Source organism: Streptomyces sp. NBC_00704 (genome assembly GCF_036226605.1).
Taxonomy (GTDB): domain Bacteria; phylum Actinomycetota; class Actinomycetes; order Streptomycetales; family Streptomycetaceae; genus Streptomyces.
In genome coordinates, this window is the sequence record NZ_CP109000.1 from 5,590,219 (window position 1) to 5,608,123 (window position 17,905).

Sequence of the window (17,905 nt, forward strand, 5' to 3'; positions counted from 1 at the left end):
TGGCAAAGGGCTTCACCGGCGTTCGGCCGCCGTGCCCCCGGACGTTACCGGGACTGCTGCGCCGGAACCCCGCGGGAGATCGGCTCGTCGTCCGTGGACGGCGTGCCGGCCGCGGCCACCGCGGCGCCGGTCAGCGTGGCGAGCATCTCGCGGACGTTCGTCAGCTGGGCGTTGATCGAGTCGCGGCGGTTGGTGAGAGCCGCCAGCTCGCGCTCCGACTCCGAACGGATCCGGTCCGCCTTGGCGTTGGCGTCGGCCACGATGTCCTCGGCCTGACGCTGGGCCGTCTCGACGGTCTGACGCGCGCGGCGCTCGGCGTCGGTGCGCAGCTTCTCCGCCTCCAGGCGCAGCTGCTCCGCGCGGTGCTCGATCTCCGCGAGACGCTTCTCCGCCTTCTGCTGACGGGACGCGAGGTCGCGCTCCGACTGCTCCCGGCGCTTGGCCAGGTTGGTCTCGAAGTCGGCGGCGGCCTGTGCGGCCTTCGCGCGGGTCTCCTCGAAGAGGGCGTCGGCCTCCTCACGCTTCGACTGCGCGTCCTTCTGCGCCTCGGAACGCAGCTGCGACGCGTCGCTCTTGGCCTTCTCGACGATCCGGACGCCCTCGTCCTCGGCCTTCGCCTTGCGCTCCGAGGCGAACGACTCCGCGTCGTTGCGCACCTGCTGGGCCGCGGACTCGGCCAGCTCACGGTGCTGCTCGGCCGCGCGACGGGCCTCCTCGCGCAGATCCTTGGCCTCTTCCTCGGCGAGGCGGAGGATCTTCTCGACACGCGCGCCGAGACCGGCATACGACGGCTCCGCGTCGCTTACCTGGGCCTGGGCGTTCTGCGTCTCGAGGTGAAGCTCCTCGATGCGCTTTTCCAGAGCAGTGATACGGGCCAGAGCGCTGTCACGGTCGGAGACGAGCTTCGAGATGCGTTCGTCCACCTGAGCGCGGTCGTACCCACGCCGCACAAGCTCGAAGCCGTAGGGGGAAGTGTCGCTCATGGGGTTCCTGTCGAATGAGACCGGTGAGGTGATAGGTGGAATCCTAGGGGCCTTTGCGGTGTGTCATCGAGCGTATGCGTGTTTGATCTGGAGAATGACACCCCTTTTGGGTGGCTCGGCGGCGGACCGCTTGCCAAAGGTGCACTCAAAGGCCCCAGAATTTAACGCAATCCACACATTCCGCTAGCCGTCCGGCGACTTCCCACCCGATCGAGGGGCTCCGATGGCCGCGCCCGCCTTCACCGCACCGTCCTTGCCCCCGGCCGGCGCCTCGAACGACTCCAGCGCCTCCAGCACGTCCTGGACCCGCGAGATCTCGGCGTTGATGTCCTCGCGCCGGCGCACCAGGACCTCCAGCTCCCGCTTGCCCTCCTCGACCGTGCGCCGCGCCTCCCGGATCGCCTCGGCCTTCAGCTCCTCGGCCTCGCGCACCAGCGTCGACTTCTTCTGCTCGGCCTCCTTGAGCAGCCCCTCGGCCTTCTTCACCGCGGCGATGCGGACCTTGCCGGCCTCGGAGTTGGCGTCCGACACCAGCTCCTTCGCCTTCGCCTGCGCCTTGGCGAGCTGCTCCTCGGCCGCCTTGATGAGCGCGTCGCAGCGGTCGCCGGTCGACCGCATCGTCTCGGCGGCCTCGCGGCGGGCCCGCTGGTGCAGCGCCTCGATCTCGCCGGTGATGCGGTCGCGCAGCTCCTCCGCCCGCTCCCTTATCGCCGTGGCGTCCCGGCGGGCGCCGACCAGCAGCTCGTCGGCGTCCGTACGCGCCTTCTCCACCCGCGAGTTGCCCTCGACGGTCGCCTCGGACACCAGCCGCTCCGCCTCGCTGCGGGCCGCGCCCACCATCGAGTCGGCCTGCGCCTCCGCGTCCGCCGTGGCCTTCTGCGCCTGCTGCTGCGCCTCGGTGAGCAGCTTGTCCGCCTCGGCCGCCGTCTCCGTGATGAGGGTGTCGACCTGCTCGGCCGCCTCGGAGCGCCGCTTGTTGGCCTCCTTGCGGGCCTCGTCCAGCGTCGAGTCGGCCTCCTCGCGGGCCACGCTCATCAACCGGTCGGCCTCCGCCGCGGCCTCCGCCTTGACGCGCTCGGCCTCGGTCCGCATCCGCTCCGCGTGCGCCTGCGCGGACCCCACGGTCTCGGCGGCCTCGGCGCGCAGCCGCTCCGCGTCGCCGGACGCGTCCTGGATCAGCTTCTCCGCCTTCGCGACCGACTCCGACCGCAGCCGCTCGGCCTCCGCCATCGTCTCGGACTGGAGCCGCTCGGCCTCCGCGAGGGTCTCGCTCTGCAGCCGCTCCGCCTCACTGCGGGCCTCGTTGATGAGGGCGTCGGCCTGCGCCGCCGCGTCCGAACGGATGCGGTTGGCGTCGTCGCGGGCGTCCGCCCGGGTGCGCGACGCGTCCTGGTCGGCCTGCGCGATGGCGTCCGAGACCTCGGTGCGCACCCGCTGGGCGTGCGCGGACGCCTCCGAACGCAGCCGCTCCGCCTCGGCGATCGCCTCGCCGAGGGTCCGGTCGGCCAGTTCCTGCGCGGCCTGCGACGCCTCGCTCGCCTCGCGCCGGACCCGGCTCGCGTCCTCGGCGGCCCGCTCCCGCTCGGCGTAGGCGTCGGCGCGGACCCGGTCCGCCTCCTCCTCGGCCTCGCGCCGGGTGCGGTCCGCCGCGTGCTCGGCGGCCGAGCGCAGCCCGGTGATCTCCTCCTGCGCCTGCTCGTGCAGCCCGGCCACCGAGTCGCGCACCTGCTGCGCGTGCTGCTCGGCCGCCGACACCATCTCGCCGGCCCGCCGGTCCGCCTCCTCGACCAGACGGACGGCCTCGGTCTGCGCCTCCTCGACGCGCTTGCGCGCCGAGGCCAGCAGCTCCTCGCTCTGCTCGCGGGCCCGCTCGCGCTCCTGGCCGGCCTCCTCGCGGGCGGAACCGAGAAGTTCCTCGGCCTCGCGCCGGCGCCGGACGGCCTCCTCCTGCGCGGCGGCCAGCGTCTCGGACGCCTCGGCCGACAACCGCTCGGCCGCCGCCTGCGCCTCGGCGCGCACCCGGTCGGCGGTGTCCTGCGCCTCGGACTTCAGCCGCTCCGCCTCCGCGGCGGCCTCGGACCGCAGCCGGACGGCGACGGCCTCGCCCTCCGCGCGCGAGGCGGCCGCGTCGGACGCGGCCTCGGTGCGCAGCCGGTCGGCCTCCGCCTCGGCCTGCTGCTGAAGGGAACGGATCCGCTCGGAGGCCTCCGAGCGCAGCCGGTCGGTCTCCTCGGCGGCCTCGCGGCGGATCCGCGCGGCCTCCTCACGGGCCTCCGTCAGCGCCTGCTCGGCGGAGGCGAGGCGCGCCTGCGCCTCCGTCTGGAGCCGGGTCAGCTCCTCGGCGGCCTCCGCCTGCCGGGCCTCGACCCCCCGCTCGGTCTCCTCGCGCAGCTCGCGCGCGGCCTGTTCGGCGTTCGAGGTGATGGTCTCGGCGAGCTCCACCGCCTCCTCGCGGGAGCGCTCGGCCTCCGCGCGGGTGCGCTCCAGGACCTCCTCGGCCTGCCGGCGCAGCGTGGTGGCGCGCTCGATGGCCTCGGTGCGCACCTTCTCGCTGTCCGAGGTGGCCTTCTGGCGCAGCTCGTCCGCGTCGGCCTTCGCCTTGGACAGCAGCTCCTCCGCGGAGCGGGCTGCCTCCTCGATCTGCTGGACGGCCTCCTTGCGGGCCTCCGCGCGGATCTTCTCGCCCTCGGCGACCGCGTCGGCGCGCAGCTGCTCGGCCTCGCCGCGCAGCCGGCGGGCCTCCTCCTGAAGCTCGACCGTCTTGGCGCGGTACTCCTTGGTGTCGTCCTTCGCCGAGCCCTTGAGCTGCTCGGCGATGTCGTGCGCCTCGGCGCGCAGCCGGTCGGCCTCGGTCTCCGCCTCGCGACGGATCCGCTCGGCCTCCTCGGCGGCGGCCTTCGTGGTGCGCTGCGCGTCCTCCTGCGCCTTGTTGAGGACGTCCTCGGCGGTCTTCGCCGCCTTCGACAGCTGGGTGGCGCTCTCCTCGGCGGTGAGCGTGCGGGCCTTCTCGGAGGCCTCCGCGACGATCTTCTCGGCCTCGGCGCGCGCGTCGGCGACGAGCTGCTCGGCGTCCGCCTTGGTGGTCTCGGCCTCCTTGGTGGCCTCGCTGACCAGCCGGGCGACCTGCTCCTTGGCCGTGCGGGTGCGCTGCTCCTTGGCGGCCTCCGCGGCGGCGAGCGCCTTCTCCGCGGCCGCCTTCGCCTCCGCGAGCACCTTGTCCGCCTCGGCCTGCGCCTTGCGCAGCGCCTCCTCGGCCTCGGACATGCGCTGCTCGGCGGCGCGGCTCAGCTCACCGGCCTGGCGGCGGGCGGCGTCGGACTCGGTGACCGTGGAGGTGCGCAGCTGCTCGGCGTGGTCGCTGGCCTCCTGGGCCTGCGTGGAGGCCGCGTTCAGCAGCCGCTCGGCGTCCGTGCGGGCGCGCAGCAGGAGCTGCTCGGCCTCCGCGCGGGCCGCCTCGGCGTCGGCCTGGAGCCGCTGGCGCGCCTCGGCGGCGACGCGTTCGGCCTCCGCGCGGGCCGTCGCCAGGGCCTGCTCGGCCTCCGCCCGCGACTCGTCGAGCAGCCGGCGGGCCTGCGCCTCGCTGCGGGCGCGCAGCTGTTCGGCCCAGGCCACGTTCTCGTTGACGTGCGACTCGACGTTCTGCCGGCGCTCGGCGAGTTCCTGGTCGAGCTGCTGGCGGCGGGTGACCGCCTCCTGGTGCAGCTCCGCCTGGAGCCGGGCCGCCTGCTCGGCGTGCTCCTGGAGGATGCGCTGCGTCTGCGCCCGCACCTGGCTCAGCTCGCGCTCGGCGTCCTGGCGCAGCTGGTCGGCCTGCATCTGCGCGTTGCGCAGCAGCTGTTCGGCCTGGTACCCGAGGTCGCCGCCGTCGAAGGCGGGCCGGGACATGATGGTGCGACGCGCCTCGTGCAACTTGGCGCGCAGCACCTCGACCTGGTAGCCGAGGTCCTCGGCGTGCTGGATCGCCTTTTCCCGCTCGGTCTTCAGCCGCTTCATCTCGGCTTCGAACCGAGTCAGGTGGTCGACGTCAGCCGCCGGTTCCCGCTCCTGGCTCTCGTAGCCCCGCACTGCGCGGTCCCATCCGTCCCTGGTCGCAAGCTTGCCGAACGAGCTCCGTCCATCCGCCGGACGGGGCTCCCGGGGAATGGTGTCAGATCAACGACGGAGCATGGGCTGCTGCCCCGACGCTCGTCCCCCGAAACCCGGACCCCGGCCGCGTCCTGCCGCCGGACGGCAGGACCGGGTCGCCCCGGTGTGAGCGGCGACCGAGCCCAACCCTACCGGCCCATATGTACGAGGGTCAGTGCTCAGGTGACTCAACGGGGGCCGATGTGACCAGTTCTGTCAGTACTCCGTGGCAATCCTTGGGGTGCAGGAAGGTGATCCGTGACCCCATGGAGCCGCGTCGGGGCTCTTCGTACAGAACGCGTACGCCCTTGGAGCGGATGTCCTCGGCGTCGCCGTCCACATCCGCCGTACCGAAAGCGATGTGGTGGACTCCCTCGCCGTTCTTGGCGAGCCACTTGCCGACGGCGGAGTCCTCGCGCGTCGGTTCGAGAAGTTGCAGGTAGGAGGCGCCTCCGTCGGACGTCTCGTTGATCTTGAGCATGGCCTCGCGCACGCCCTGTTCCTCGTTGACCTCGGAGTGGAACACCTCGAAGCCGTATGTGGAACGGTAGAACTCGACGGTCGCGTCGAGGTCGTGGCAGGCGATCCCGATGTGGTCGATTCGCGTCAGCATGGTGTCAGTGCAGCGCGCCCGCGGTGGTTACGCAACGTGCGCGCGATCACACTGACGGCCCGATGACGGCACGGAGTGCCACTCAGTACATTCGAAGTAAACCCTCGTTCACTCCTCGGCCTGTGCAGGCCGGTAAGGGGATTCGCAGCTCATGACTGACTCGACTGGCTCCAACGGCACGACCTCGGTGATCGTCGCGGGCGCGCGTACGCCCATGGGACGGCTGCTGGGCTCCCTCAAGTCCTTCTCCGGAGCCGACCTCGGCGGCTTCGCGATCAAGGCCGCCCTCGACCGTGCGGGCATCGGCGGCGACCAGGTGCAGTACGTGATCATGGGCCAGGTGCTCCAGGCCGGCGCGGGCCAGATCCCGGCCCGCCAGGCCGCCGTCAAGGCCGGCATCCCGATGAACGTCCCGGCGCTCACCGTCAACAAGGTGTGCCTGTCGGGCCTCGACGCGATCGCGCTCGCCGACCAGCTGATCCGCGCGGGCGAGTTCGACATCGTGGTGGCGGGCGGCCAGGAGTCCATGACCAACGCCCCCCACCTGCTGCCCAAGTCCCGCGAGGGCTTCAAGTACGGCGCCATCGAGATGCTCGACGCGATGGCGTACGACGGTCTCACCGACGCCTTCGAGAACATCGCGATGGGCGAGTCCACCGAGAAGCACAACACCCGCCTGGGCATCGCGCGCCCCGAGCAGGACGAGATCGCCGCGCTGAGCCATCAGAGGGCCGCCGCCGCGCAGAAGAACGGCGTCTTCGAGGCCGAGATCACCCCGGTCGAGATCCCGCAGCGCAAGGGCGAGCCGGTCGTCTTCAGCAAGGACGAGGGCATCCGCGCCGACACCACCGCCGAGTCCCTCGGCAAGCTCCGCCCGGCGTTCGCCAAGGACGGCACGATCACCGCGGGCACGTCCTCGCAGATCTCCGACGGCGCGGCGGCCGTGGTCGTGATGAGCAAGGCCAAGGCGCAGGAGCTGGGCCTGCAGTGGATCGCCGAGATCGGCGCCCACGGCAACGTGGCCGGTCCGGACAACTCGTTGCAGTCCCAGCCGTCCAACGCCATCCTCCACGCGCTGAAGAAGGAGGGCCTGGAGGTCGCCGACCTCGACCTGATCGAGATCAACGAGGCCTTCGCCGCCGTCGCCGTCCAGTCAATGAAGGACCTCGGCGTGTCCACGGAAAAGGTGAACGTGAACGGCGGCGCCATCGCCCTGGGCCACCCGATCGGCATGTCCGGCGCCCGGCTCGTCCTGCACCTGGCGCTGGAGCTCAAGCGCCGGGGCGGCGGCGTCGGCGCGGCCGCGCTGTGCGGCGGCGGCGGCCAGGGCGACGCCCTGATCGTCCGGGTGGCCAAGGCCTGAGACGGTCACCCGGCCGGCGGCGGGGACCGTGCCGGCACGGCCCCCGTGCCGGACGGCGGTCGTCATGCCCTCCGCTCGGAACCGGTCGAAGCTGAACGGGCGCGGCCGGGGAGACGGCCGGGTGCGGGCGTGGTCGGAACAGAGCTGAACGGAGCTGAACGGAGCTGTGATGCAGGACGTCTCCTCACTGGCCGCCCAGGCCAGGGAAGGCCGGCCACGGGCCGTGGCCCGGCTGATCTCGCTGGTCGAGGGGGCGTCCCCGCAGTTGCGGGAGGTCATGGCGACCCTGGCCCCGCTCACCGGCAACGCCTACGTCGTGGGCCTGACCGGTTCGCCCGGCGTGGGCAAGTCGACCACGACGTCCGCGCTCGTCACCGCGTACCGCAGGCAGGGCAGGCGGGTCGGCGTGCTGGCCGTCGACCCGTCCTCGCCGTTCTCCGGCGGCGCGCTGCTCGGCGACCGGGTCCGGATGTCCGAGCACGCCTCGGACCCCGGCGTCTACATCCGCTCCATGGCCACCCGAGGCCACCTCGGCGGCCTCGCGTGGGCGGCCCCGCAGGCGATCCGCGTGCTGGACGCGGCGGGCTGCGACGTGATCCTGGTCGAGACGGTCGGCGTCGGCCAGTCGGAGGTGGAGATCGCCTCCCAGGCGGACACCAGCGTGGTGCTGCTCGCCCCCGGCATGGGCGACGGCATCCAGGCCGCCAAGGCCGGGATCCTGGAGATCGGCGACGTCTACGTCGTCAACAAGGCGGACCGGGACGGCGCTGACGCCACCGCGCGGGAACTGAACCACATGCTCGGCCTCGGCGAGGCCCGTGCGCCCGGTGACTGGCGGCCGCCCATCGTGAAGACGGTCGCCTCCCGCGCCGAGGGCGTCGACGACGTCGTCCAGGCACTGGAGAAGCACCGGGCCTGGATGGAGGAGCGCGGCGTCCTCGCCGAGCGGCGCCGCTCGCGTGCGGCCCGCGAGGTCGAGACGATCGCCGTCACCGCCCTGCGCGAACGCATCGGCGACCTGCACGGCGACCGCAGGCTGAGCGCCCTCGCCGAACGCATCGTCAGCGGCACGCTCGACCCCTACCGCGCGGCGGACGAACTGGTGGCGGGCCTCACGGAGGGGTGAGCCCCACCGCACAGGCGCCTTGCCCTGCCGGAGTGCCGGAGTGCCGGGCTCCCGGAGTGCCGGGCGGTGGTCAGTCGATCAGGCGTCGGGGTCCTGTGCGACCTTGCCCGTGCGCGGGTCGACCAGCCATTCGCCGCCCCCGGCGGTCTCCACGCTCCAGACCGCGGCGCGGCCGTCGGCGTCGAGGTCGACCTCGGTCACCGCGCCCTTGCCGGTGACGGCGAGCGCGGCCTCGCGGGCGTCGACCTCCACACCCTTCAGCGCGGCCCGCTCGGCCCGCGCCTCGGCGGCGTCGGCGGCGTCGTCGTCCTGGGCTTCGTCCGCGTCCTCCGCGTCGTCCTCCGCGTCGCGGTGCGCGCCGGTCACCGTGCCGGCGGGGGAGAGGGCGACGGTGTACTCGGACCCGTCGGTCCTGACGACGTCCACGTGCCAGGCGCCCGCGTCGGCGCCGTCGTCCTCCAGGCCGGCGCCGACCGCTGTGCCCGGGGTGTGCCGCAGCGCGGCCCCGATCGCTTCCGCCGCGGTGAGCTTCGAGGAACCCGCCGCCTCGGACCGGCCCGCCGCCGCCGGACCGGCGGCCGCGCCCCGCGCCCGGCCGTCGTGCGGCCCGTCGTCGGCGAGGGCGACCGCCGCACCCCCGCCGATCACGACGGACGCGGCGACGGCGGCGATGACCAACTTGCGCTTCATGGAGTCCTCCTGGACGGGATGGGACGGGAAGAGACGCGACGGAAGAGGCGAAGGCACATCTGACCGGCCCGGCCCGGATCGGACCGGATCGGACCGGATCGGTCGGCGGGCCGCTTTCGGCTCGTGTCGCTTTCGACGGGACCCAAGCTGCCTGAGACCGGCTGAAGGCATGCTGAAGTCACCTGAAGATCGCTTCAGGTGCGGTTTGGGACCCTGTCCCCATGCGTCTGCTGATCGTCGAGGACGAGAAACGCCTCGCCCTGTCCCTGGCCAAGGGCCTGACCGCCGAGGGCTACGCCGTCGACGTCGTCCACGACGGGCTGGAGGGGCTGCACCGGGCGGGCGGGTCGCCGTACGACCTGCTGATCCTCGACATCATGCTGCCCGGCATGAACGGCTACCGCGTCTGCTCCGCCCTGCGCGCCGCCGGCCACGACCTCCCCATCCTCATGCTCACCGCCAAGGACGGCGAGTACGACGAGGCGGAGGGCCTGGACACGGGCGCGGACGACTACCTCACCAAACCGTTCTCCTACGTCGTCCTGGTCGCCCGGGTGAAGGCGCTGCTGCGCCGGCGCGCACAGGGCGTCGGCGCCTCCCCGGTGCAGGTCCTGGGCGAGCTGACGGTGGACGCCGCCGCCCGCCGCGTGTTCCTGAGCGAGCACGAAGTGGCGCTCACCGCCAAGGAGTTCGCCGTGCTGGAGCACCTCGTGGTGCGCGCGGGCGAGGTGGTCTCCAAGGCCGAGATCCTGGACCACGTCTGGGACTTCGCCTACGAGGGCGACCTCAACATCGTCGAGGTCTACGTCAGCGCGCTGCGGCGCAAGCTGGGCGCCGGGCTCATCGCGACCGTGCGCGGCGCCGGTTACCGGCTGGAGCGGCCCCGGCGGCCGGAGGCGACGCGGTGAGGCGGCGGTTCGGCTCCGTGCGGGCGCGGGCGACGCTCGGCGCCACCCTCGTCGTCGCGGTCGCCCTGCTCGCGGCCGGGACGGCCGTCCTGCTGTCGCTGCGCGCCAACCTGACCGGGCAGGCCGACGCCCAGGCCGAGCGGACCGCGCGGACCGTCGCCGCCCAACTCGCCGTCGGCACACCGTACGGAGACCTCTCCTCGATGGACGACGACGAGCGGCCCGTCCAGATCCTCGACGCCGGCGGCGCCCGGGTGGCCGTGAGCGAGGACGTGGAGCGCATCGCCGTGTCCGGGGCGGACGGCGCTCCCGGCGAGGCCGGCGAGGACCTCGACCCCGGTGAGATCGACGACGACACCCGCTTCGCCGACGGCTCGGCGACCGTCGACGGGGAGAGCGCCGGCCACCGGTTCGCCGTCGTCGAGGTCCACGACCCGCGCAAGGGACCGCTCGCCGTGTACGCGGGGGCGCCCCTGGGGGCCGAGCGGAGCGCGGTGCGCACGGCGCTCACCGCGCTGCTGGTCGGCTTCCCGCTGCTCCTCGCGGTCGTCGCGAGCGTGACGTGGCTCGTCACCCGGCGGGCGCTGGGCCCGGTGGAGGCGATCCGGCGCGAGATGGCCGCGATCACGGCCTCCGCCGACCTGGGCCGCAGGGTGCCCGAGCCGGACACGCACGACGAGGTGGCCCGCCTCGCCCGGACCACGAACGAGACGCTGGCCGCGCTGGAGGCGTCCGTGGAGCGCGGCCGCCGGTTCATCGCCGACGCCTCGCACGAGCTGCGCAGCCCGATCGCCTCGCTGCGCACCCAGCTGGAGGTGGGCGCGGCGCATCCCGCACTGCTGGACGTCGCGGGAGCCGTCGAGGACACCGTACGGCTGCAACGTCTGGCCGCCGACCTGCTGCTGCTCGCCCGGCTGGACGCGGGGGAGGCGCCGGCGCCGGGGCGGCGGGTCGATCTGGCGGCCCTGGCCCGCGAGGAGGCCGCGCACCGGGCCGGCGTGACCGTGCAGGTGGAGCCCGCGGGCCTGGGGCGGGTGGCCGGGGAGGCCGGCTGCGTGGAGGAGGCCGGTTGTGTGGAGGTGGCCGGATCGCGGGGGCAGTTGGGGCGGGTGCTGGCCAACCTGCTCGACAACGCGCAGCGGCACGCTCGTTCGGCCGTCACGGTGACCGTGCGCCGGGAGACGGCGGAGGGCAGGCGGTGGGCGGTCGTCGCGGTCGCCGACGACGGGGACGGGGTGCCCGAGGCGGAGCGGGAGCGCGTCTTCGAGCGTTTCGTACGGCTCGACGCGGCCCGCGGCCGGGACGAGGGCGGGGCGGGGCTGGGGCTGGCCATCGCCCGGGACGTCGCCGTGCGGCACGGCGGCACGCTCACGGTCCGGCAGACGCCGGAAGGCGGAGCCCTGTTCGAGCTCCGCCTTCCGGTTGTCCGGGGTGTGTCGTCCTGACCGGTTCAGGGGACGTCGGCGGGGTGCGCCGACGCCGGTGAGCCGCCGCGTCCGGGGGACGAACCGGACGACGGGCCCCTCGCCGAGGAGGCTGCCTACGGGCGTCCCCGGTGGCCGCGGAGGTGTTCCGCGACGGGCTTGAGGGCCTTGGAGAGTTCGGTCAGGGCCTCGGGGGAGAGGAGGTCGATGAAGTGCCGCCGCACGGAGTCCACATGGTGCGGCGAGACCTTCTGCATCGTCTCCATGCCGTGCTCGGTCAGCACCGCGTACAGGCCCCGGCGGTCCGACTCGCAGTTCTCACGGCGCACCAGGTCCGCGTTCTCCATGCGGGTGATCTGGTGCGAGAGGCGGCTCTTGGACTGGAGGGTGGCGGACGCGAGGTCGCTCATCCGCATCCGGTGGCCCTCCGACTCGGAGAGGTTCACCAGGATCTCGTAGTCGTTCATGGTCAGGCTGAACGGCTGGAGATCCTTTTCGAGCTGGTACGTCAACAGCCTGTTGACCTCCAGATGGGTACGCCAGGCGCACTGCTCCGCATCGGTCAGCCACCGGGTGGCCGTTTCGGTCTCCATAGATGAAGTCTACCTAAAATGTTGAAAGGTGAACTAGTGAGGGCGGTGTGACGGTGCGCACGCGTTCGATGTCACACTCCGCAGACTACCGCTCACAGCCCGAAGCGACGCTGGAGGTCCCCCAGCTGTCCGGGAAGGCGCGGTGCGCCGGATTGCGCTCCGGGACCCCCGTGCCCGCCCGCGCCGGCCCCGGAACCGGGCACTCCCGGCTCGTGCGGAACCACCCCCGTGGCCTGCTCCGCCATCAGCGTCTCGGTCGACTGCAACAGCACCGTCCCGGCGCCCACGAACTCGAACTGGTGCTCCTCGCCGGAGGCCCCGCCGAGGCCCGTCAGTGCACGTAGACCGCCCATCACACCCGTCATGTACCCGTGGTCGTAGTGGTGGCACGGGGAGGGGCAGTCGGCCCATCCGACGAGCGCCTGGGGGTCCACTCGGAGGGGAGGTTCCATGAACACCACCGGGCCGTTGGATGCGGCCACGAACTTTCCGGTTCCGATGAGCGTGAGGAATCCCGGCACGATCGACTGCTTGAGCGACAAGCTTGGCTGAAAAGCGAGCAGATTGCCCGAGCGAATGGTCAGGTTACCGTCGTCCAGATCGTACGAATTCACGTCGAAGGCCCGGTCGGCGAGGAGCATCTTGCCCGAGCCCTCCGCCACCACCCAGTCGCTGGCGTGCAGAGGCGAATGGAAGGAAGTGCGCACCAGACGGTCCAGCCGGCCGTGTCCCACGCCGTTGAAGTCGATCGACCCGTAGTAGGCGATCATCTTCCCCTTCTGAAGGAACCACTGGCTCCCCTTGAGCTCCACGCAGAAGGTGTAGCTGTTCACGTTGTCGTCGACCGGCAGGGTCATGGGGTCGTAGACCGTCGGGCCGCCGCCCGGAGCCCCGTGCATGCTCACAGCTTCTCCTCCGACGCCTGGACGAACACCGCACCGCTGCCGCTCAGCTCCAGCTGGAACGCCTCGCCGGAGCCGCGGCCCACCATGTCCCGCCAGCCGAGCGCGGTCGACAGCTTGTTGCGGACGTCGCCGTGGTGGGCGACGTAGGCCTGGGGGTCGACGTGGACCGGGCGCTGCGGGGTGATCGGGACCTCGAAGACCCCGCCGTGGGCCATCACGGCGACGGCCCCCTGGCCCTTGAGGGTGGTGGTGAACAGCCCCTGTCCGCTGACCTGGCCGCGGACAATGCCCATGACCCCGCCCTGGGAGCCCAGGAACATCGTGCCCTGCTGGAGCGTGCCCTCGAAGGCGAGGAGCCGGTCCGCCTCGACGTACAGCGTGTCGCCGCTGAGCCGGATGACCTGGACGTGGTGGCCGCCGTGCCCGAAGAGGACCGTGCCGCTGCCCTCGACGGTCATCAGCGGCGTGGACTCGTTCGCGAGCCGCCGCCCGATCATGGACATCACGCCGCCCTGCCCGCCCTGGACGTTGGGCGTGAACGACACCTCGCCGCGGTACGCGAGCATCGCGCCGCGCTGGCTGTAGAGCCGCTGCCCGGGGAGCACGGACGCCTCGACGATCTTGGAGTTGATCTCGCGGAATGTCATGTCACACATCCCCCGCGATCGTGTTGCGCTCGCTCGGCTGGACGTACACCAGGCCGTTCCCCTCGAAGCGGATCTGGAAGGCCTCGCCGCCGCCCTCGCCCATGAAGGTGCGGAACGTCACACCGGACTGGAAGGACTGGCGGACGTCGCCCTGATGCGCGATGTACGCCCCCGGGTCGACGGTCAGCGGGTACTGCGGGCTGACGCGCAGCACCACGGCCGGCCCGTCCGAGGTGATCGCGGCCTGGCCGCTCCCCTCGACGGTCGTCGTGAACAGCCCGTTGCCCTGCGTCGCGCCGCGCAGCCCCGTGAAGCTCGTGCCCGTGCGCAGGCCCGCGTCGGTCGCGAGCAGATTGCTCGACTCGACGTAGAGCTTGTCGCCCTGGAGCCGGACGAGGTTGATCTCGGAAGCGCGGTCGGCGAACCAGCACGTGCCCTGCCCCCTCACCTCCATCACCGTCATCTGCTCGCCGGTGAGCCGCCGGGTCACCATGCCCCGGACGCCCTCGCCGCCGCCGCTGAGCTTCTTGAAGGCCATCTGTCCGTCGTACGCGACCATCGAGCCGTTCTTCGCCTTCACGGCGTCCCCGGTCATGTCGACGGCGAGCACCTTGCTGCCTTGGAGTCGAAACATCGCCACGCTGCGAAGGTATCCGCCACCCGGGTGCGCGGAACAGCACCCGGGGGTGGAGAACGACCCTGACCGCACCCTTAAGGGGACCGTTTGCCACAATGGACGAACGCTTGTGCGCGCGTTCACAAGCCGCCCCTGCCGCATGCCCTCCCCGAAGGTGACCCGTGGACCTGAAGACCGCCTCCGCCCTCCGCCGACTGCGTCTGGTCTCGGCCCCCGAAGCCGTGTCCTTTCTCCTGCTGCTCGTCTGCTCCGTGCTGAAGCGCACCACCGACTTCAACGGCGTGCCCGTGATGGGCGCGGTCCACGGCCTGCTGTTCGTCCTGTACGTGCTCTTCTGGGCGGACGCCTGGAACCGCACGAAGTGGTCGTTGAAGACCGCGGCCCTCTACTTCGTCCTCTCCGTTCTGCCGACCGGCGGCTTCTTCGCCGAGCGCAGGCTGCGCCGCGAGGCCGAGGACGCGGTCATCGCCTCCCGCGTGCGCAAGGAAGGCGTGGTGAACGCGTGATCGTCGCCTTCTCGGTCACCCCGCTGGGCGTCGGCGAGGACGTCGGCGAGTACGTCGCGGAAGCCGTACGCGTCGTCCGCGAGTCGGGCCTGCCGAACCGCACGGACGCCATGTTCACCTCCGTCGAGGGCGAGTGGGACGAGGTGATGGACGTCGTCCGGCGCGCCGTGGCCGCCGTCGAGGAACGGGCGCCCCGCGTCTCCCTGGTCCTGAAGGCGGACATCCGCCCCGGCGTCACCGACGGCCTGACGTCGAAGGTGGCCACCGTGGAGCGGCACCTGACGTCCTGAGCCCGGCTCTGCACACCCGTCCGCCGGTCACCCGAACGGCTACGGAGAGGCGGGGTCCCCTCCCCGGCCGCGTGGCTAATGTCTCCCCGGTCGATCATGTTCCGCGCCGTGGCGCGGCGCCGGAAAGGGGAGTGTGCGGTGGCAGGGCGGCGCGGACCGGGCGGTCTCGGCAGGGCGCTCACGGCGCTCGTACTGACGGTGACGGCGTCGCTGGCGGCGGCCCGCGCGGGGGAGGCGGCTCACCCGCCCGCGTGCCCGCCCGCGCGCGGCGAACTCACCGTGGAGGATTTCCCCGCGGGCTCGTCGGTGCGGGACTGCCACGCCGTGGGCCGCGTCGTCACCCACGACGGCGCGGGCCTGGCGGTCCCCGAACCCGGCACCACGGTCAGCGTCGACGCCCTCACGGCGGACGGCTCGGCACGCGGCTTCACGGTGGCCGTCGCGCCCGACGGCACGGTCTCCTACGCCTACGACGCCGAGCACGCGCAGGCCCGCCCGTACCGCCCGCACCGCCGGGACGACGCCCCCGCCTCCTGCTCCGACGGCGCGTACTCGACCGCCGGACGCAAGGAGTACGGCACGTACGAGTGGTTCCTGGGCGACGGACCGCTGCCCGCCCACCTCTCCCGCGCGGAGGCCCGGCACGCCTTCTCGTCCGCCGTCGCCGCCATCACCACGAGCCGCAACGACTGCGGCTACGACGACGCCGTCACCGCGAAGGCCCGGTACCTGTTGACCACCGGCCACGAGGCGGGCATCGACCGCGAGGCCCGCTGCGTGCACCGGGACGGTCTGAGCGTGTGGGACGCGGGCGACATCGGCCCCGACGCCGTCGCCACGACCTGCTCCTGGAGCCGGCCGGTGCCGGGCGGCCCGGAGGAACTGCTGGAAGCAGACGTCCGCTTCAACGTCCGCGACTTCGCCTTCACCGACCGTCCGTCGGACGCCTGCACGCGCGCGTACGACCTGCGCAGCGTCGCCACGCACGAGGCAGGGCACGTCTTCGGCCTGGGCCACGCCGGCGAGGGACACGAGAACCTCACCATGTACGCCAGCTCGTTCGCCTGCTCCACCGCCGCCCGCACCCTCGGCAAGGGCGACGTCCTCGGCCTGCGCAGCCTCTACTGACACCGCCGCCGGCCGGCCCCGCCCCGGTCGCGGGGTGCGGACACGCCGCGTCAGCCGCGCGCGCGTCGCCCCGCCGCTCGTCCGTGTGACCCCGGCCCCGTCGGCTCGTGCGCCGTGCGCTCCCGGCGCGGGCGCTTCGGGGGACCGACAGGCGAGACGGGGCTGACCGCGATGTGACCGGCCGGTAAGGTCTGGAGGCGTGCCGAAACCGCTCAGTCTCCCTTTCGACCCCATCGCCCGCGCCGATGAGCTCTGGAAGCAGCGCTGGGGGAACGTGCCGTCCATGTCCGCGATCACGTCGATCATGCGCGCGCACCAGATCCTGCTCGCCGAGGTGGACGCCGTGGTCAAGCCGTACGGCCTGACGTTCGCGCGGTACGAGGCGCTGGTGCTGCTCACCTTCTCCAAGGAGGGCGAGCTGACGATGTCGAAGATCGGCGAGCGGCTCCAGGTGCACCCCACGTCGGTGACCAACACCGTCGACCGGCTGGTGCGTTCGGGCCTGGTCGACAAGCGTCCCAACCCCAACGACGGACGCGGCACGCTCGCCGTCATCACCGACAAGGGCCGCGAGGTCGTCGAGGCCGCCACCCGCGACCTGATGGCGATGGACTTCGGGCTCGGGGTGTACGACGCGGAGGAGTGCGGGGAGATCTTCGCGATGCTGAGGCCCCTGCGCGTGGCGGCGCACGACTTCGAGGACTGACCGGCACGGACGGGCCCGGACCCCGGCACGGGCCGGCGCGGCGGGTCCGGACCCGGGCAAGATCGCCCCAAAACCGGTGGTTACGCTCGTCCTCATGAAAAAGAGCGTGCTGACCCGCTACCGCGTCCTGGCCTACGTCACCGGTGTCCTGCTGGTACTGCTGTGCCTGAGCATGATCGCCAAGTACGGCCTGGACATGGACGGCGCCGCGGACTTCACCCGTGTCATCGCCATCGCGCACGGCTGGCTCTACGTGGTCTACCTGATCTTCGCCTTCGACCTGGGCTCCAAGGCGAAGTGGCCGGTCGGCAAGCAGCTGTGGGTCCTGCTGGCCGGGACGATCCCCACGGCCGCGTTCTTCGTCGAGCGCAGGATCAGCCACGAGCTGGCCGGCCGGACCGCGGACGCGGCCCCGGCGCCCGTCGAGGCGTGACCCCGTAACCCCTCCCCGCCGTACGCCCACGCGCGCGTACGGCGGTCCGGCGCGTCAGGCCGGCGGCTGCCCCGCGGCCGTCGTCGGCCGCCCGGCGCCCTCGGACGTCTCCAGGCGTCCTCGGGAGGCTTCTGACGTCCGCAGCCGAAGGCGTCTTCTGACGTCCCCGGTCAGCCGTCCTCAGGCGTCGTCGGCCGGGAGGGACGCCGACGACAGGCCTTGCAGCAGTACGCGCGTGAAGCCGCGCACCCACTCCTCGTCGGCCGGTTCCGCGCTGACCAGGGTGCGGTGCACCACCGCCCCCGCGACCACGTCGAAGATGAGGTCGACCGTGCGCGCGGCCTCCGCCGGGTCGGTCTCCGGGGGGAGTTCGCCGCGGGCCTGCGCGCGGGCCCGGCCCTCCAGGACCAGCCCCTTCTGCGGGTCGACGATGGAGGCGCGGATGCGCTCGCGCAGCGCGTCGTCGCGGGTGGACTCGGCGACGGCCGCCATCAGCCCGCTCTTGGCCTCCGGGCGGGCCAGGATCGCCGCGAACTGAAGGACCACGCCCTCGATGTCGGCCGCCAGGCTGCCGCGGTCGGGGAGTTCGAGTTCGCCGAAGAGTTCCGCGACCGCGTCGACGACCAGTTCGTTCTTGCCGGCCCACCGGCGGTACAGGGTCGTCTTGGCGACCCCGGCCCGCGTGGCGACGTCCCCCAGGGTCAGTTTCGACCAGCCCAGCTCGACCAGGGCCTCCCGCGTCGCGGCCAGGATCGCGGTGTCCGCGGCGGCGCTGCGCGGACGGCCGGGACGGCAGGCGGGAGTGCGGATCTGCATGCCTTCGACCAT

18 protein-coding genes are annotated in these 17,905 nt (G+C 72.6%); 9 read left to right on the plus strand and 9 right to left on the minus strand.

Features of this window, described 5'->3' with window-relative positions; all coding sequences use genetic code 11:
- Positions 1–44 precede the first annotated feature (44 nt).
- The 3 genes from OG802_RS24510 to mce form a co-directional block, all read right to left on the minus strand.
- The gene (locus OG802_RS24510; RefSeq protein WP_329413671.1) at positions 45–983 is read right to left on the minus strand and encodes a cellulose-binding protein; all 939 of its coding nucleotides are present in this window, start codon (positions 981–983) and stop codon (positions 45–47) included.
- A 183-nt stretch (positions 984–1,166) separates the two neighbouring features.
- Positions 1,167–5,048, minus strand: coding sequence for a polarized growth protein Scy (gene scy / locus OG802_RS24515; RefSeq protein WP_329413673.1), 3,882 nt, complete (start codon positions 5,046–5,048; stop codon positions 1,167–1,169).
- A gap of 232 nt (positions 5,049–5,280) precedes the next feature.
- On the minus strand, positions 5,281–5,721 hold the full coding sequence (gene mce / locus OG802_RS24520; protein ID WP_256917245.1) for a methylmalonyl-CoA epimerase: 441 nt from the start codon (positions 5,719–5,721) through the stop codon (positions 5,281–5,283).
- Positions 5,722–5,872: 151 nt separating this feature from the next.
- Here mce and OG802_RS24525 point away from each other — a divergent pair, with 151 nt between their 5' ends.
- Positions 5,873–7,084 carry an acetyl-CoA C-acetyltransferase gene (locus OG802_RS24525; protein WP_329413676.1) on the plus strand — a complete coding sequence of 404 codons (1,212 nt, stop codon included), beginning with the start codon at positions 5,873–5,875 and terminating at the stop codon, positions 7,082–7,084.
- 169 nt (positions 7,085–7,253) lie between these two features.
- Complete coding sequence (gene meaB / locus OG802_RS24530) at positions 7,254–8,210, plus strand: methylmalonyl Co-A mutase-associated GTPase MeaB (protein ID WP_329413677.1); 957 nt, start codon at positions 7,254–7,256, stop codon at positions 8,208–8,210.
- 78 nt (positions 8,211–8,288) lie between these two features.
- Here the strand turns inward: meaB and OG802_RS24535 are convergent, their stop codons facing one another.
- Positions 8,289–8,900 carry a PepSY domain-containing protein gene (locus OG802_RS24535; RefSeq protein ID WP_329413678.1) on the minus strand — a complete coding sequence of 204 codons (612 nt, stop codon included), beginning with the start codon at positions 8,898–8,900 and terminating at the stop codon, positions 8,289–8,291.
- A 221-nt stretch (positions 8,901–9,121) separates the two neighbouring features.
- Between OG802_RS24535 and OG802_RS24540 the strand changes: the two genes are divergently transcribed.
- Complete coding sequence (locus OG802_RS24540; protein WP_329413679.1) at positions 9,122–9,808, plus strand: response regulator transcription factor; 687 nt, start codon at positions 9,122–9,124, stop codon at positions 9,806–9,808.
- A complete protein-coding gene (locus OG802_RS24545) occupies positions 9,805–11,253 on the plus strand; it encodes a sensor histidine kinase (protein WP_329413681.1) in 1,449 nt (482 codons plus the stop codon). Before OG802_RS24540 ends, OG802_RS24545 begins: the two co-directional genes overlap by 4 nt.
- A gap of 95 nt (positions 11,254–11,348) precedes the next feature.
- Here OG802_RS24545 and OG802_RS24550 read toward each other — a convergent pair whose 3' ends face one another.
- The 4 genes from OG802_RS24550 to OG802_RS24565 form a co-directional block, all read right to left on the minus strand.
- Positions 11,349–11,825 carry a MarR family winged helix-turn-helix transcriptional regulator gene (locus OG802_RS24550; protein ID WP_329413682.1) on the minus strand — a complete coding sequence of 159 codons (477 nt, stop codon included), beginning with the start codon at positions 11,823–11,825 and terminating at the stop codon, positions 11,349–11,351.
- 92 nt (positions 11,826–11,917) lie between these two features.
- Complete coding sequence (locus OG802_RS24555) at positions 11,918–12,724, minus strand: AIM24 family protein (RefSeq protein WP_329417363.1); 807 nt, start codon at positions 12,722–12,724, stop codon at positions 11,918–11,920.
- Between the two features lie 2 nt (positions 12,725–12,726).
- Positions 12,727–13,377, minus strand: a complete 651-nt coding sequence (locus tag OG802_RS24560; protein WP_329417365.1) for an AIM24 family protein — start codon at positions 13,375–13,377, stop codon at positions 12,727–12,729.
- Between the two features lies 1 nt (position 13,378).
- The gene (locus OG802_RS24565; RefSeq protein WP_329417367.1) at positions 13,379–14,011 is read right to left on the minus strand and encodes an AIM24 family protein; all 633 of its coding nucleotides are present in this window, start codon (positions 14,009–14,011) and stop codon (positions 13,379–13,381) included.
- A 164-nt stretch (positions 14,012–14,175) separates the two neighbouring features.
- Here OG802_RS24565 and OG802_RS24570 point away from each other — a divergent pair, with 164 nt between their 5' ends.
- From OG802_RS24570 to OG802_RS24590, 5 genes are all read left to right on the plus strand, one after another.
- Complete coding sequence (locus tag OG802_RS24570; RefSeq protein WP_329413683.1) at positions 14,176–14,520, plus strand: DUF3817 domain-containing protein; 345 nt, start codon at positions 14,176–14,178, stop codon at positions 14,518–14,520.
- Positions 14,517–14,810: an MTH1187 family thiamine-binding protein gene (locus tag OG802_RS24575; RefSeq protein ID WP_329413686.1), complete on the plus strand. Its 294-nt coding sequence runs from the start codon at positions 14,517–14,519 to the stop codon at positions 14,808–14,810. The genes OG802_RS24570 and OG802_RS24575 overlap by 4 nt, the downstream gene beginning before the upstream one ends.
- Positions 14,811–14,948: 138 nt before the next feature.
- Complete coding sequence (locus OG802_RS24580; RefSeq protein ID WP_329413688.1) at positions 14,949–15,938, plus strand: matrixin family metalloprotease; 990 nt, start codon at positions 14,949–14,951, stop codon at positions 15,936–15,938.
- 199 nt (positions 15,939–16,137) lie between these two features.
- Positions 16,138–16,644, plus strand: coding sequence for a MarR family winged helix-turn-helix transcriptional regulator (locus OG802_RS24585; protein WP_069769979.1), 507 nt, complete (start codon positions 16,138–16,140; stop codon positions 16,642–16,644).
- A 94-nt stretch (positions 16,645–16,738) separates the two neighbouring features.
- Entirely contained in the window at positions 16,739–17,077 is a 339-nt protein-coding gene (locus OG802_RS24590; protein WP_329413690.1) for a DUF3817 domain-containing protein, read from the plus strand.
- 180 nt (positions 17,078–17,257) lie between these two features.
- On the opposite strand, the gene OG802_RS24595 is transcribed toward OG802_RS24590, so the two are convergent.
- On the minus strand, positions 17,258–17,893 hold the full coding sequence (locus tag OG802_RS24595; protein WP_329413691.1) for a TetR/AcrR family transcriptional regulator: 636 nt from the start codon (positions 17,891–17,893) through the stop codon (positions 17,258–17,260).
- Positions 17,894–17,905 lie beyond the last annotated feature (12 nt).